The sequence below is a fragment of the Amycolatopsis sp. FDAARGOS 1241 genome (assembly GCF_016889705.1).
In the GTDB taxonomy this organism is placed as follows: Bacteria; Actinomycetota; Actinomycetes; order Mycobacteriales; family Pseudonocardiaceae; genus Amycolatopsis.
On record NZ_CP069526.1, the window covers coordinates 7,859,651 to 7,874,310 of the forward strand.

General features: G+C 70.7%; 13 protein-coding genes. 5 read left to right on the forward strand and 8 right to left on the reverse strand.

From position 1 onward, the window contains the following. Positions 1–3: 3 nt before the first annotated feature. From I6J71_RS38145 to I6J71_RS38160, 4 genes are all read right to left on the reverse strand, one after another. The gene (locus I6J71_RS38145; RefSeq protein WP_204091289.1) at positions 4–885 is read right to left on the reverse strand and encodes an ABC transporter permease; all 882 of its coding nucleotides are present in this window, start codon (positions 883–885) and stop codon (positions 4–6) included. 93 nt (positions 886–978) lie between these two features. Then, a complete protein-coding gene (locus I6J71_RS38150) occupies positions 979–2,187 on the reverse strand; it encodes an ABC transporter substrate-binding protein (RefSeq protein ID WP_204091290.1) in 1,209 nt (402 codons plus the stop codon). A 25-nt stretch (positions 2,188–2,212) separates the two neighbouring features. Further along, positions 2,213–3,289: an ABC transporter ATP-binding protein gene (locus I6J71_RS38155; protein ID WP_204091291.1), complete on the reverse strand. Its 1,077-nt coding sequence runs from the start codon at positions 3,287–3,289 to the stop codon at positions 2,213–2,215. A 34-nt stretch (positions 3,290–3,323) separates the two neighbouring features. Continuing rightward, positions 3,324–4,745 carry a gamma-aminobutyraldehyde dehydrogenase gene (locus tag I6J71_RS38160; protein ID WP_204091292.1) on the reverse strand — a complete coding sequence of 474 codons (1,422 nt, stop codon included), beginning with the start codon at positions 4,743–4,745 and terminating at the stop codon, positions 3,324–3,326. Between the two features lie 115 nt (positions 4,746–4,860). Between I6J71_RS38160 and I6J71_RS38165 the strand changes: the two genes are divergently transcribed. Both I6J71_RS38165 and I6J71_RS38170 read left to right on the forward strand, forming a co-directional pair. Continuing rightward, positions 4,861–5,604, forward strand: a complete 744-nt coding sequence (locus tag I6J71_RS38165) for a FadR/GntR family transcriptional regulator (RefSeq protein ID WP_204097442.1) — start codon at positions 4,861–4,863, stop codon at positions 5,602–5,604. 6 nt (positions 5,605–5,610) lie between these two features. Next, the gene (locus I6J71_RS38170; RefSeq protein ID WP_370542030.1) at positions 5,611–6,381 is read left to right on the forward strand and encodes a cache domain-containing protein; all 771 of its coding nucleotides are present in this window, start codon (positions 5,611–5,613) and stop codon (positions 6,379–6,381) included. Here I6J71_RS38170 and I6J71_RS38175 read toward each other — a convergent pair. Next, entirely contained in the window at positions 6,371–7,789 is a 1,419-nt protein-coding gene (locus tag I6J71_RS38175) for a PucR family transcriptional regulator (RefSeq protein ID WP_204091294.1), read from the reverse strand. The two genes, I6J71_RS38170 and I6J71_RS38175, sit on opposite strands and share 11 nt — an antisense overlap. 106 nt (positions 7,790–7,895) lie before the next feature. On the opposite strand from I6J71_RS38175, the gene gabT reads away from it, so the two are divergent. Both gabT and I6J71_RS38185 read left to right on the forward strand, forming a co-directional pair. Continuing rightward, the gene (gene gabT, locus I6J71_RS38180; protein WP_204091295.1) at positions 7,896–9,251 is read left to right on the forward strand and encodes a 4-aminobutyrate--2-oxoglutarate transaminase; all 1,356 of its coding nucleotides are present in this window, start codon (positions 7,896–7,898) and stop codon (positions 9,249–9,251) included. Then, entirely contained in the window at positions 9,248–10,675 is a 1,428-nt protein-coding gene (locus I6J71_RS38185) for an aldehyde dehydrogenase family protein (RefSeq protein WP_204091296.1), read from the forward strand. The genes gabT and I6J71_RS38185 overlap by 4 nt, the downstream gene beginning before the upstream one ends. 49 nt (positions 10,676–10,724) lie before the next feature. Here I6J71_RS38185 and I6J71_RS38190 read toward each other — a convergent pair whose 3' ends face one another. Genes I6J71_RS38190 through I6J71_RS38200 form a run of 3 tightly spaced genes read right to left on the reverse strand, consistent with a single transcriptional unit; the run spans position 10,725 to position 13,470 of the window. Further along, on the reverse strand, positions 10,725–11,303 hold the full coding sequence (locus I6J71_RS38190; RefSeq protein WP_204091297.1) for a hypothetical protein: 579 nt from the start codon (positions 11,301–11,303) through the stop codon (positions 10,725–10,727). After that, entirely contained in the window at positions 11,300–12,073 is a 774-nt protein-coding gene (locus I6J71_RS38195) for a helical backbone metal receptor (protein WP_204091298.1), read from the reverse strand. The genes I6J71_RS38190 and I6J71_RS38195 overlap by 4 nt, the downstream gene beginning before the upstream one ends. Then, the gene (locus I6J71_RS38200) at positions 12,070–13,470 is read right to left on the reverse strand and encodes an RNB domain-containing ribonuclease (RefSeq protein WP_204091299.1); all 1,401 of its coding nucleotides are present in this window, start codon (positions 13,468–13,470) and stop codon (positions 12,070–12,072) included. Before I6J71_RS38200 ends, I6J71_RS38195 begins: the two co-directional genes overlap by 4 nt. Positions 13,471–13,595: 125 nt before the next feature. On the opposite strand from I6J71_RS38200, the gene I6J71_RS38205 reads away from it, so the two are divergent. After that, positions 13,596–14,558, forward strand: coding sequence for an AAA family ATPase (locus tag I6J71_RS38205; RefSeq protein ID WP_204091300.1), 963 nt, complete (start codon positions 13,596–13,598; stop codon positions 14,556–14,558). The last annotated feature ends 102 nt before the right edge of the window (positions 14,559–14,660 follow it).

Below are 14,660 nucleotides of genomic sequence, written 5' to 3' on the forward strand. Positions count from 1 at the left end.
CTCCTAGAGGTTGTCCAGCGCGCCGGTGCGGCGCACGGCGGCCAAGTACACGAGCATGATCACGACCGGCACGAGGGCGACGGTCGCGGCGAACGGCAGGTTGTTGGCCGCGCCAATGTTGTCGTAGACGACGTTGCCGAGCATCTGCGACGTGCCGCCGACGATCTTCACGGCGATGTAGTCGCCGAGCGACAGGGAGAAGGTGAAGATCGAGCCCGCCACGATCGCGGGGAACGCGACCGGCAGGATCACCGACCGGAACGTGCGGAACGAGCGCGCACCGAGGTCACCGGACGCGTCGACCAGCGAGTCGGGCAGCCGCTCCAGGCCGGCGTAGATCGGCAGGATCATGTACGGCAGCCACAGGTAGGCCAGCGTGATCACGGTGGCCGCGACGCCGTAACCGGGGCCGGACAGGCCGAACGGGCTCAGCAGCCAGCTGATCGCGCCGTTGCCCGACAGCATCGTGCGCCACGCGTAGGCCTTCACCAGGTAGCTCGCCCACAGCGGCGTCATCACGGCGATCACGAGGATCCGTTGCGCCTTCGGGGAAGCGAGCTTCGCCATGGCGAACGCCATCGGGAAGGCGATGATCGCGTCGATCACCGTCACCAGCAGCGCGATGCCGACGGTCCGCAGCGTGATCGTGCGGTAGACCGAGTCGGAGAACAGGGTGGCGAAGTTGTCGAACGACCAGTCCGTGACCACCTTGCCGGTGAACACGTCGGTCGACCAGAACGCGGTGACGAACAGGGCGGCGAGCGCGCCGAGGTAGGCGAGGCCGAGCCACAGCAGCGGCGCGGTGAGCAGGATGCCCAGGCGCAACCGGGGTTTGCGGAAGAAGAAGGCCGAAGCGCGGCGGCTCGGCGTGCTCACGGCGGTCATGTCCTGCGCTTTCGGGTAACGCTTGAAGGAGAGGGGAAAAGACCGGGGGCGGCGGGCGAAGGGGGGAGCCCGCCGCCCCCGGAGCCGGGGAGATCAGCCCTTGATCTCGGTCCAAGCGCGGGTCCAGTCGCCGTAGTCCTTGCACTTGACGTCCGTGCGGCCGTCGAGGCACTGCGGGATCGGCGTGGTCCAGTACTGGATCTTCGCGGCGTACGCGGCGTCGTTCGCGTGGTAGGTGTCGCAGAGCGTCTTGTCGGTCATCTCGGCGCAGGCCTTGGAGTTGGCCGGCGCTTCACCGAAGTACTCGGCGACCTGGGCGTTGACCTTGGGGCTGATGATGTAGTCCATCCACTTGTACGCGCACGTCTTGTGCTGCGACTTCGTGGCCACCATCCAGGTGTCCGACCAGCCGGTGGCACCCTCGCTCGGCACCGTGGCGTTCAGCGGCGCGCCCTCGCTCTTCGCGAGGTTCACCGTCACCTGCCAGGCCGTGCCGATCACGGAGTCGCCGTTCTTCAGCGCCTGCGTCTCCTTGAGGTAGTCCGACCAGTACTCGCTGACCTGCGGGCGCTGCTTCTTCAGCAGGTCGACCGCGGCGTTGAACTGCTTGTCGTCCAGCGCGTACGGGTTCTTGATCCCGAGGTCGGGCTGGTGCGCCATCAGGTACAGCGCGGCGTCGGCGATGTAGATCGGTGAGTCGTAGGCGATGATCTTGCCCTTGTAGGGCGTGTTCGTGTCGAACATCGGCGACCACGACGTCGGCTCCGGGCTCACCTTGTCGGTGCGGTAGGTGAGCACGTTGGCGCCCCAGCCGTGCGGGATGCCGTAGGCGACGTTGTTGACGCTGTTCCACGACTTGTTCTTGAGGAACGGGTAGACGTCGTTGTAGTTCGGCACGAGCGCGGTGTTCACCGGCTCGACGTCACCCGAGGCGACCAGGCGCAGCGAGGCGTCGCCCGAGGCGGACACCACGTCGTACTGACCCGTCTTCATCAGCGTCACGGCCTCGTCGGACGTGCCGAAGGGCTTGACGTTGACCTGGCAGCCCGTCTGGTCCTCGAACGGCTTGACCCAGTTGATCTTCGAGTCGTTGGAACCGTCCTCGGCGTAACCGGGCCACGCGAGCACGTTCAGCTGGCCTTCCGGTTGGCCGAGCTGGGTGAGTGCGGCCAGCTTGGGCGGGGTGAACCCCTGTGCGCCCGGTGCCGACCCCGCGTTGGAGTCGGAACCTGACGTCCCGCAGGCCGCGAGCAGCAGGCTCACGCCGCACAGGCCTGCGAGCAGCGTCTTCCTGTTCTTCATGTCGAGAGAAACCTTCCCGTGAGAACTAGCCGGCTTCGGGGACCCGGAAACTGTGTTCGTGGCGCCACCGCAAGCGGACCCGGCCGTCGACGAACTCGGTCGGCTCACTGGTGTTCTGGCGGACCACGGACAACTGACCCCCCGCATCGAGCGCGACAGCGTAGCGCACCGTCGATCCGGCGTATACGACATCCGTGACGATTCCGGTCGCGGAGGTCTCGCCGGGCCCTGCGGGCGAAGAGAGGTCACCGTCGATGCGGATCTTCTCCGGCCGGATGCTGTACACACCCCGCTTGCCGATCACCGCTTCGGCACCACGCCCGCTGAGCAGGTTGGACGTGCCGACGAAGCCGGCGACGAACGCGCTGGCTGGTCTCTCGTACACCTGGACCGGGGTGCCGACCTGCTCGATCCGCCCGGCGTTGAACACCGCGATGCGGTCGCTCATGGTCAGCGCCTCGTCCTGGTCGTGCGTCACGAACACGAAGGTGATCCCGACCTCGCGCTGGATCTGCTTGAGCTCGATCTGCATCGCCTGGCGCAGCTTGAGGTCGAGAGCTCCCAGCGGTTCGTCGAGCAGCAGCACCTTCGGGCGGTTCACCAGCGCCCGGGCGAGAGCGACGCGCTGGCGCTGACCACCCGAGAGCTGCGTGGGCTTGCGGTCCCCGTACTCACCGAGCCGCACGGTCTCCAGTGCCGCCGCGGCGCGCTGGCGGCGCTCCGCCTTCGGCACCCGCTTGACCTTGAGGCCGTACTCCACGTTCTGCCGCACGGACATGTGCGGGAAGAGCGCGTAGTCCTGGAACACGGTGTTCACGTCGCGCTCGAAGGGCGCGAGCGTGCTGACGTCCCGGCCCGCGAGCTGGATCGTGCCCGCCGTCGGCAGCTCGAAGCCGGCGATCATGCGCAGCACGGTGGTCTTCCCCGAGCCCGACGGGCCGAGCATGGAGAAGAACTCACCGGGCGGGATGTCGAGGTCCACGCCGTCTACGGCGCGGACCTTGTCGAAGTGCTTCTGCAGCCCGGTGAGCCGGATCGCCGGCTCGCCGCTCGCGCGCGGCCGTTCGGGCCGACGCGCGGTCGAAGGGGCTTGGTGGGGCATGGCGGGCCTTCCCGTGGATCTGGTCACGCGGTTCCTACAGCGCGCTCATCACGTGTTTGATGCGGGTGTAGTCCTCGAGCCCGTACAGCGAGAGGTCCTTGCCGTAGCCCGACTTCTTGAACCCGCCGTGGGGCATCTCGGCGACGAGCGGGATGTGGGTGTTGATCCACACGCACCCGAAGTCGAGCTTGGCGGACACGCGCAGGGCGCGCTGGTGGTCCTTGGTCCAGACCGAGGAGGCCAGGCCGTAGGGCACACCGTTGGCCGCCTTCACCGCTTCGGCTTCGTCGGAGAAGCGCTGCACGGTGATGACCGGACCGAAGACCTCGTTCTGGGTGATCTCGTCGTCCTGGGTGACGCCGGAAACCACGGTGGCCTCGTAGAAGTAGCCCTCGTCGCCGGCCCGCCGGCCACCACAGTGGACGGTCGCGTGCGCGGGCAGGCGGTCGATGAAGCCGGAGACCTTCTCGAGCTGCGCCGCGTTGTTGAGCGGGCCGAAGGCGACGCTGTCGTCGTCGGGCTTGCCGGTCTTGTTCGCCGCGGCCTGGCGCGAGAGCGCGGCGACGAACGTGTCGTGCACGTCGTCGGCGACCAGCACGCGCGTGGCGGCCGTGCAGTCCTGTCCGGCGTTGAAGTAGCCGGCCATCGCGATGGTCTCGGCGGCGGTCTCGAGGTCGGCGTCCTCGAACACGATCACGGGCGCCTTGCCACCCAGCTCGAGGTGCACGCGCTTGACGTCGCGGGCCGCGGAGCCGGCCACCTCGATCCCGGCGCGCACGGAGCCGGTGATCGACACCATCGCCGGGACCGGGTGCTCCACGAGCGCGCGGCCCGAGTCGCGATCGCCGGTGACGACGTTGAGGACACCCGGCGGGAGGAACTCGCCGCAGATCTCGGCGAGCAGCAGCGTCGAGGCCGGCGTGGTGTCGGAGGGCTTGAGGACCACGGTGTTGCCCGCCGCGAGCGCCGGCGCGATCTTCCAGATCGCCATGAGCAGCGGGTAGTTCCACGGCGTCACCTGCGCGCAGACGCCCACGGGCTCGCGGCGGATGAACGACGTGTGGCCTTCCATGTACTCGCCGGCCGAGCGGCCTTCGAGCACGCGGGCGGCGCCGGCGAAGAAGCGCAGCTGGTCGACGATCATCGGGAGCTCTTCCGACATCGTCAGCGCCACCGGCTTGCCGGTGTTCTGCGATTCGACGCGGATGAGCTCCTCGCCGCGCGCCTCGACGGCGTCGGCGATCTTGAGGAGCGCGAGCTGGCGCTGGGCCGGCGTCGTCTCCTTCCAGCTCTCGAACGCCTCCGCCGCGACCTTGAGCGCGCGGTCGACGTCCTCGGCGCCCGCCACCGGCGCGGTGCAGTACGGGCGCCCGGTCACGGGGTCCACGATTTCGAGGACCTTCCCGGACAGCGAGTCGACGTACTTGCCGCCGACGTAATGCTTGAGTTCCTGCACGCGTGCGCCTCCTGACTCTCCGTGGCAGGGTGAAACATATAACTCCATATTTCACATGACAAGGTCCTGGGGCAGTATTGGCCCCAATCGCACGCCGAGACGGGTGGACCAAACGATGCGCAAGGAGATGCCGAACAGAACGCGGCTCGCGATGTTCGCACCGCTCGACCAGCTGGGCCGCGCCGAAGCGGTCGCGGCGCGGTTGCTCGACGCCATCACCCTGGGCCTCCTCGACGACGCCGAGCAGCTGCCGAGCGAGGCCGAGCTCGCCGCGCAGTTCCGCGTGTCCACCGTGACGGTGCGCGAAGCGCTCGCCGTGCTTCGGCAGCAGGGCTTGGTCGAGACCAGGCGCGGCCGGGGCGGCGGCAGCTTCGTGCGCACGCCCGACTGGCCGTCGCCGAGCACGTGGTCGGCCCGGCTGCGGCTCGTGTCACTCTCCGACCTGCGCGACTTCGGTGACCATTACCTCGCGGTCGCCGGCTCGGCCGCGAAGCTCGCCGCCGAGCGCAGCACCCCCGATGACCTCGAACGGCTGCGGCTCACCAGCGAAGATCTGCTCCGCACCGGCGGGCCCGAGGCGACCCGCGCGGAGCGGCACTTCCACCTCGAGGTCGCGGCGGCGGCGCAGTCACCGCGGCTCACCAACCAGGAGGTTCAGCTGCAGGGCGAACACGGCGGGTTGCTCTGGGTGCCCCTCGAAGGCGACGACACGTGCCGCCAGTCCTACGCTGAGCACCACGCGATCGTCACCGCGATCGCCGCCGCCGACGGCGACAAGGCCCGCAAGCTGACCGAGGAGCACATCCTGAGCGCGCTCGACCGGCTCGTGGATCTGCACTTAAGCCTCGAAACGCCGTAAGCTTCGATGACCCCGCAGCACGAGGTGAGCATCGTGACCGACACCCGCACGTTGATCGGCGACGAGGTCGTCGCGCAGGTATCCGCGCTGGTCGAGGAGATCTTCGAGCGCTTGAAGCCGGTACTGGCCGCCGCCGAGACGCTGCTGGCCGAACCCGGCGGCGCCGGAGCCGAAACACTGCACCGCATCCGGCCCCAGGTGCTGGAGGCACTCGGCGGGCTGGTGATCGGCGCCGGGTTCGTGAGCGCGCCCCACGTGCTTTCGGACCAGGAGTTCGGCTTCGAGTGGTGGACCACCGTCGGCGCAGCCGACGAAGACACGCCGGAGCAGCTGTTCATCAGCCTCGACCCGGAGAGCCCGAACTTCCTCGACTACACGCGCCAGTCGTGGTTCACCGTGCCCCGCGACAGCGGACGGCGCCACATCAACGGCCCGTACGTCGACTACCTCTGCACCGACGAGTACACGCTCACGTTCACGCTGCCCGTGCACCGCGAAGGTGCGTTCGCCGGCGTGGTGGGCGCGGACGTCTACGTGCGCGAATTCGAGCGGACGGTGCGCCGCCGGCTGCTTTCGCTGGGCCAGCGCGCCGCGCTGCTCAACGCGCAGGGCCGTGTGATCGTGTCGAACAGCGTCCGGCAGGCCACGGGTTCCCTGGTGCGCGAGGTCGACGTGCCCGCGTGGTGGACCGCGGGCGCCGAACCGCTGACGACGGCGGCCGGAGCCACGTTGCGCCGGTGCGGCGATTCGCCGATCGCGCTGCTCGTCACGACTTGACCTGCAGGGCGAGCCAGAGTTCGGCTCTCGCGCCCGGCGAGTCGAGGTCCTTGCCGAGGAGTTCGGCCGCTTTGGTCATGCGGTTGCGCAAGGTGTGGCGGTGGACGCCGAGCTGCGTGGCGGCGCGGTCCCAATGCCCGTGGTTCTCGAGCCAGCAGCGGAGGGACTCTTCGAGTTCCGCGCGGCCCAGCAGCGGGGCGAGCAGGTCTGCCGAGAATGCTTGGGCCGCAACGGGGTCGAGGAGGTTCAGGAGACCGCGGCCGGCGTGGTCGGCGTAGCGCAGGAGCGGGGTGCCCTGCGCGCGGGCGGCTTCGGCGGCTTGCCGGGCCTGGCGGAGCGCATCCGGGAACGCGGTGGCGTCGCCGATCCCGACGTGGCAGCCATCGACCGTGGCGGACAACACGCGTTCGGGGTCGTCGGTGACGGCGACGAGGAACTCGCCGGAGTGCGCGAAGAACACTTGCGCGGCAAGGGGTTCGAGGCGGTCGTACACGGTGTTGCGCGCGGCCGGTGAGCCCACGACGGCGAGCACTGTCCACGGTGGATCCGGCGCGCCCTGCGCGGTGCGCAGCACGTCGAGCGCCAGGGCTTGCTCACCTGCGGCCATCAGGTCCAGCAGGCCGGTGCGCAGGCGCGAGAGCGCGCTGCGGTGGGCGCGGTCCTGTTCCAGGGCCAGGGAAAGCAGGGAGACGGCCGTGTTCACGACGTGGCGGCCGGGTGCGTCGAGCGGCTCGCCGGTGCCGACGGCGAGCGCGCCGCGCGTGTGCAGGGTCTGGAGCACGACCTCCTGCTCCCCCAGCGTTACCACGCGGGTTCCGGCGCGCAGGGTCTTGACGTCGAGCTCCTCACCGTGGGCGCGGGCGGTGGCGGACGACGCCTCGCGCACGCGGCCGGCGGCGTCGAAGAGGACGACCCAGCCGTCGACGAGCCGGGCGAGCCGGCGGACCACCCCCGCGGCGCCGGAGCGGCCGACGGCGGTGCGGGTGAGTTCCTGCTGGGCGCGGCCGATGCGGACGGTGGCGGCGTACTCGTCGGCGGCCACGGCCCGGGAGACGGCGCGGGTGAGGGCGATGAAAGGCGTCCTGCGCGGGACCTCCAGCACCGGGAGGCCGACCTCGTCGGCGGTCTCGACCAGCGCTTCCGGGACGTGGTCGTGGCTCAGGCCGACGCCGAAGCCGAGACCGGCGGCGCCCGCGTCGACGAGCCGGCGGACGTAGGCGGCGGACGTCGCGTCGTCGAGCGCGAGGCCGGTCGTGAGCAATAGCTCGCCGCCTTCGAGGAAGGCCTGCGGGTCGGTGAGCTCGGTGGGGTGCACCCAGCCGATGGGGCGGTCGAGCCCGGACTCCCCCGCGACCACGGACAGGCCCAGGCCGGGCTGGGCCGCCAGCGCACGGAGGGTGAGTGCCATAGTGGCCAACTCTACGCGTCGAATTGGCCATCTTGTCCAGCTGACTCCGCGGCCGGGCCGCCTCATCCTGGGAAGCGACCCGGCCCGTTTCCCAGGAGTTGAGCCCATGACCACCACGCCCGCCGCCGAGCTCGTCGCGCCGGCACCCCGTCAGCGCCAGCTGCGCACCGAGATCCCCGGCCCGGCGTCGCGCGCGCTGCAGAAGCGGCGGACCGCCGCGGTCGCGGCGGGCGTGAGCTCCACGTTGCCCGTGTACGTGACGTCGGCCAGCGGTGGGCTGCTCGCCGACGCCGACGGCAACGTGCTCATCGACTTCGGCTCCGGCATCGCCGTGACGAACGTGGGGCACTCCGCGCCGGAGGTCGTCGACCGGGTGCGCAAGCAGGCGTGCTGGTTCACGCACACGTGTTTCATGGTCACCCCGTACGAGGGCTACGTGGAGGTCTGCGAGGCGCTGGCCGAGCTGACGCCGGGTGACCACGCGAAGAAGTCGGTGCTGTTCAACTCGGGTGCCGAGGCCGTGGAGAACGCGGTGAAGATCGCGCGCGCGGCGACCGGGCGCCAGGCCGTGGTGGTGTTCGACCACGCCTACCACGGGCGGACGAACCTGACGATGGCGTTGACCGCGAAGTCGGTGCCCTACAAGCACGGGTTCGGTCCCTTCGCTCCCGAGGTCTACCGCGTGCCGGGCTCGTACCCGTACCGCGACGGGCTTTCGGGCGCGGCGGCGGCGCGGATCGCGATCGACCGGATCGAGAAGCAGATCGGCGGCGACCAGGTGGCGGCAGTCGTGATCGAGCCGATCCAGGGTGAGGGCGGGTTCATCGAGCCGGCGCCCGGGTTCCTGCCGGCCCTTTCGGCGTGGTGCCGCGACAACGGCGTGGTGTTCGTGGCCGACGAGGTGCAGACCGGCTTCTGCCGCACCGGCGACTGGTTCGCGTCCTCGAACGAAGGTGTGGTGCCGGATCTCATCGCGACGGCCAAGGGCATCGCGGCCGGGCTGCCACTCTCGGCCGTGACCGGGCGCGCGGAGCTGCTCGACGCCGTCGGCCCCGGTGGGCTGGGCGGCACGTATGGCGGCAACCCCGTCGCGTGCGCCGCGGCCTTGGGTTCGATCGAGACGATGCGCGCTTCGGACCTGCCGTCTTCTGCGAGGCGTGTGCAGGACGTTGTGCTGCCGCGGCTGCGGGCGCTGGCCGAGGAGACGGGCGTGATCGGCGACGTCCGCGGGCGCGGCGCGATGCTGGCCGCGGAGTTCGTGAAGCCGGGCACCGACGAGCCCGACGCCGGCCTGACCAAACGCGTCGCAGCGGCGTGCCACGCGCTCGGCGTCGTGGTCCTGACCTGCGGCACCTACGGCAACGTCATCCGGTTGCTGCCGCCGCTGTCCCTGTCCAACGAGCTGCTCGACGAGGGTCTGTCCGTGCTCGAGCACGCGGTTCGCACGGAGGTGCGCAAGTGAGTGTTCCGTTCTGGGTCGCCGGCAAGCCGGTGATCACCGGTACGACGGCGGCCGTCCGCCACTCCTACGACGGCAGTGAAGCCGGTTCCCACCACGTACCGTCCGCTTCGGACATCGAGGCGGCGGTGCAGGCCGCGGCGGCCGTCGCGGACGAGTTCGCCACGACGCCCGCGCACGTGCGGGCCGGGGCGCTGGACCACGTGTCTTCTTCGTTGAGCCGACGAGCCGACGAGATCGCGCGGCTGATCACGGCCGAGTCGGGCAAGCCGCTGAAGTGGTCGCGCGGCGAGGTGGGGCGCGCGGTGTCGACGTTCCGCTGGGCGGCCGAGGAAGCGCGCCGGTTCTCCGGCGAATTGCAGCGCCTCGACACCGACCCGGGTGGCACCGGGCGCCTGGCTTTGGTGCGGCGCGTGCCGCGCGGGCCGGTGCTCGGGATCACGCCGTTCAACTTCCCGCTGAACCTGGTGGCGCACAAGGTCGCACCGGCCATCGCGGTGGGCGCACCGATCGTGCTGAAGCCTGCCCCCGCGACGCCGCTGACTTCGTTGCTGCTGGGCGAAATCCTGGCGGAGACGGCGTTGCCGGCGGGCAGCTGGTCGATCCTGCCGCTGGGCAACTCCGAGACGGCCGAACTGGTGAAGGACCCGCGGCTGCCGGTCGTGTCGTTCACGGGTTCGGTACCCGTCGGCTGGGCGATCCGCGACAGCGTGCCGCGCAAGCACGTTTCCCTGGAACTGGGCGGGAACGGCGCCGTGCTGGTCTGTCCGGATTGGACCGACCTGGAGTTCGCGGCACAGCGGATCGCGACGTTTTCCATGTACCAGGCAGGGCAGTCGTGCATCTCGGTGCAGCGGGTGTACGTGCACACGGACGTGTATGACGAGCTGGAGTCGCGCGTGCTCACGCAGGTGGCGGCTCTGCGTACCGGCGACCCCGCTTCGGACGGCGTCGATGTGGGCCCGCTGATCAACGAAGCCGCGGCGACGCGGGTCTCGTCGTGGGTGTCCTCCGCGGTGTCCGCCGGCGGGCGCCTGCTCACCGGCGGCGGCCGCTCGGGCGCGACGGTGGAGCCGACCGTGCTCGCCGACGTGCCCGAGGACGCTTCGGTGATGGCGGAGGAGGTGTTCGGCCCGGTGGTGTCGCTGGTCCGGGTGTCCTCTGTGGACGAGGGTGTCGAGCGGATCAACGCTTCGCGCTTCGGCCTTCAGGCGGGCGTCTTCACGCGTGACCTGCCTACCGCGTTCGACGTTTCCGCTCGCCTGAAGGTCGGCGGCGTCCTGATCGGCGACGTCCCCAGCTTCCGCGCCGACCAGATGCCCTACGGCGGCGTGAAGGACTCGGGCGCCGGCCGCGAAGGCCCGGCTGCCGCGATGGCCGACTTCACCGAAGAACGCGTGACGGTGCTGACCGGCCTGACCCTGTAGAACCGCCGGACGTCGACGGGCCGCCCAGCCCCTGGGCGGCCCGCGACCCTCACAAGTACCGGTCCCAGAACGCCAGCGGCGCCGGTTCCCACCCGTCCGGAAACGTCAAGTCCCCCCCACCGAACTCGTTCGCGATGTAGGACGGCAGGTCGGCGCCGTAGTAGATGATGTCGAAGCCGTACATCGAGAGGACCGGGTTGCCGGAGGAGCCGGGCCTGCCGGGAACGTAGCGGTGGGCATAGATCGGCACGATCTGCTCGGCACCGGCCAGGAACGTCTCGAACACCGCGACCGCGGAGTCCCCGGAGGGTGGGCGTGGGCCCCACGCGTCCTCCCAGTGGCCGGTGCGGATGGCGTTCGTCAGGAGGTCCGTTTCGAACGTGATGAGGTGGTGCACGTCGTCCCGGGGGCCGGCACGCCAGTCAGGCCAGCGGGCGCGGTCGGAGCCCGGCGGGTCGACCGGGAGACCCGCGGCGAGGAACGCGCGGTGGTCGTCGGTGAACGAGATGCCGTGCTCCGCTTCGACGCGGGCGAATTCGGCGTCGGTGAGGCCGGGTTCGATCGGGCAGCAGTCCAGGGCGGCGAGCAGGCGCGCGGCGGTCACACCCAGCGCTTCGGCGTCGGTCACGAGAGCTCCCCCACCGCGCGGGTCAGCGCCGAGTGCGCGTCGACCAGCGACGGGCCGTACCAGGTCAGGTGGCGGCCCGACACCAGGAGCGGCCGGAAGTCCGGGAAGAAGCCCGGGCCGTCGTCCACGGTGAACTCGTACGGTTCGTCCGGCAGGACCACCAGGTCCGCGTCCATGGCGAGCAACTCCGCCAGCGCGGGCCGCGGATACCGGTCATCCGCCGACTCGTAGACGTTCGCCACCCCGACCCGGCGCAGGACGTCGCCCGCGAACGTGTCGCGGCCCAGCACGATCCACGGCTTCCGCCACACCGGCACGACGGCCCGGAACCGCACCGGCGCGACCTCGCGCCACAGCTCCTCGGCCTCGACCAGCCACGCGGGCTCGGCGATGTCGTACACCTGCGTCAGCAACCGCCGCAACGAGCCCAGCGCGGCGGGCACCGAAGCGGCGGCCGCCATGACGAACACCGGGATTCCGTTGGCGCGCAGGCGTTGCACGTCCTCCGGCCGGTTCTCCTCGGAGTTCGCCAGCACGACATCGGGCGCCAGCTCCAGCACCCGGTCGATCTTCGGGTACTTGGAACCGCCGACGCGCGGAACGGCCAAAGAAGACGGATGCGTGCAGTAGTCCGTCGCGCCGACCAGCCGGCCGGGCGCGCTGACCTCGACAGCCTCCGTCAGCGACGGGACCAGCGACACCACCCGCGCCGGCGGCCCGGCGACCGGGACCGGCTCACCGAGGTCGTCGACCAGGTCCGTGCTCCTCATACGCGTTCGAACGACACCTTCCGCTTGTCGACGTCGACCGCCGTGAGCCGGACGCCGATCCGTTCGCCCTCGGGGAACTTCTCGCCCGAGCACTTGGCCATCACGGGCGGGTCCTCGACGAGGATCTCGGCCCGCGTCTCCTCCGCGCGCAGCACCACGGCCGTGAACTCGCGCCCGACGCGCTCCGCCAGCACCCACGCCTCCACCTGGTCGATGCAGGCCCGTTCGACGCGCGCGGCGAGACTGTCCGAAGCGGACATCTGCGGCGGCACCTCGGTCAGCGCCTCCCGGACCCACGACGGCACTTCGCGCCCGGCGGTCACGGCGAGGCACACCTCCGTGCCGAACCGGTCGACCAGCCGCCGGATCGGCGCCGTGACGTGCGCGTACGCGCCGCCGATGCCCGCGTGCGTGGTGAGGCTGGGCAGGGAGCCGTCGAATGACGTGTAGCCGGCGCCGCGCAGGAGGCGCGTGGTATCGGCGAAGATGGCCATGGACGAGGGCTGACCGGGGTCCAAAGAGGACAGGAACTCGGACATACCGACCCCGGCCGGCCACGCCACGTGCACCACGGATGCGGACCGGCGCAGCCACTCCACGGCCTCCGGATCGGGCGGTGGCAGCGTCCGCAGCACGCCGACGCGGGCTTCGAGCATGATCTGCGCCGCTGCCATGCCCGTGAGCAGGGAGATCTCGGCGTTCCAGGCATCGACGACCGTGCGCGGGCGACGGGCCAGCGCCCAGCCGCCGTCGGGGTCGCCGCTGATCTCCTGTTCCGGCAACTGCAGCTCGACGGCCCCGCGCTGCACGGCCAGCTCGCGCCGCAGCCGGCCCAGCTCGGGCAGTGCGGCGACGGACGGGTGCGGTTTGCCGGCGTCGAGCGAGGCCTGCACGCCCTCGTAGTCGAGCTGTTCGGTGGATCGCACGAGCGCGCGGCGCACGCGGGTGGCGGTGAGCTCGCCGGACGAGTCGACGTCGATGGTCCAGAGCACGGCCGGGCGCGTCTCGCCGGGCAACAGGCTGGCGGCGCCTTCGGACAGGACGGTCGGGTGGAGCGGGACGTTGCCGTCGGGCAGGTAGAGCGTCTGACCGCGGCGGCGGGCCTCGTGGTCGAGCGCGCCGCCCGGCGGGACGAACGCCGCGAGGTCGGCGATAGCGTAGTGCACGCGGAAGCCGCGCGCCGTGCGTTCGACGACCATCGCCTGGTCGAGATCCTTGGCGCCGGGCGGGTCGATCGTCACGAACGGCAGGCCGGTGGCGTCTTCCCGGCCTTCGGCGCGCGGGCCGAGCACCGCGGCCTCGGCCTCGGCCAGCACCTCGGGACCGAACGAATCCGGCAGCGAGAACTCCGTCCGGAGCCGACGGAAGTCCCCTCCGGACGCGGGTGTCCTGATCACGAGTGGCACCACACAACACTATCCCCCGCCCGGTCCCCGATCGCCCGTTCGGGCGCGAGCCGCGCGGGTGTACGTTGAGCAGTGCTGTAATGAAAACCATCTTCATTTTGTGAAAGGGTTTCGCCGTGAAGATCGCGTTCGTCGGCAAGGGCGGCAGCGGGAAGACCACGCTCTCGTCGCTGTTCGTCTCGTACCTGGCCGACGCCGGCAAACCGGTGCTGGCGATCGACGCCGACATCAACCAGCACCTCGCCGTCGCCCTCGGCGCGACCGAGGAGGAGGCGCTCGCGTGGCCCACGCTGGGTGACCACATGGCGCTCATCAAGGACTACCTGCGCGGCGACAACCCGCGGATCCCCGACGCGGCCGCGATGATCAAGACCACGCCGCCCGGCCGCGGGTCACGCCTGGTCACGCCGTTCGAGGACAACCCGATCACGGACGCGTGCTTCCGCTCACTGGGCGGCGTGCGGCTCGGCGTGACGGGCCGGTTCGACGAGGACGACCTCGGCGTGGCCTGCTACCACTCCAAGGTCGGAGCGGCGGAACTGCTGCTGAACCACCTGGTCGACGGCCCGGGCGAGTACGTCGTGATGGACATGACCGCCGGCGCCGACGCCTTCGCGTCCGGCCTGTTCACCCGCTTCGACGTGACTTTTCTGGTGTGCGAGCCGACGCTGCGCAGCGTCGGCGTGTACCGCCAGTACGCGGACCACGCACGCGACTTCGGTGTGCACCTCGCGGCGGTCGGCAACAAGGTGACCGACGCCGACGACGTTGCCTTCCTGCAGGCCGAGCTCGGCCCGGCGCTGCTCGGGTGGCTCTCCTCGTCGCGCCACGTCCGCGCCGCCGAGCGCGGCTCGTGGCGCCCGATCGGGGAACTGGAGCCGCGCAACCTCTCCACGCTGGCCTCCATGCTCTCGACGGTGGACGACACAACGCGCGACTGGGCCCGGTACCAGCAACAGGGCGTCGAGTTCCACCTGCGCAACGCGCGGGCGTGGGGCAACGGCCGCACCGGCGCCGACCTGGAAAGCCAGGTCGACCCGCAGTTCATCCTGGGGCCGGGGGTTCCGACGGCTTTGTGACGGCGGCGAGCGGTCCGTTCGTGCTCGCGGCCCACAAGCTTCGGGGCGGGGCGTCATCGCGGCGATATGCGGCCGGGTTGGTTGCGGCTCCGCCGGCTCGCC

Bases quoted from the DNA above. Each gene is read 5' to 3' on its own strand.
- I6J71_RS38145 (WP_204091289.1), bottom strand. From the start codon at position 885: ATGACCGCCGTGAGCACGCCGAGCCGCCGCGCTTCGGCCTTCTTCTTC.
- I6J71_RS38150 (WP_204091290.1), bottom strand. From the start codon at position 2,187: ATGAAGAACAGGAAGACGCTGCTCGCAGGCCTGTGCGGCGTGAGCCTG.
- I6J71_RS38155 (WP_204091291.1), bottom strand. From the start codon at position 3,289: ATGCCCCACCAAGCCCCTTCGACCGCGCGTCGGCCCGAACGGCCGCGC.
- I6J71_RS38165 (WP_204097442.1), top strand. From the start codon at position 4,861: ATGCGCAAGGAGATGCCGAACAGAACGCGGCTCGCGATGTTCGCACCG.
- I6J71_RS38170 (WP_370542030.1), top strand. From the start codon at position 5,611: ATGACCCCGCAGCACGAGGTGAGCATCGTGACCGACACCCGCACGTTG.
- I6J71_RS38175 (WP_204091294.1), bottom strand. From the start codon at position 7,789: ATGGCACTCACCCTCCGTGCGCTGGCGGCCCAGCCCGGCCTGGGCCTG.
- gabT (WP_204091295.1), top strand. From the start codon at position 7,896: ATGACCACCACGCCCGCCGCCGAGCTCGTCGCGCCGGCACCCCGTCAG.
- I6J71_RS38195 (WP_204091298.1), bottom strand. From the start codon at position 12,073: ATGAGGAGCACGGACCTGGTCGACGACCTCGGTGAGCCGGTCCCGGTC.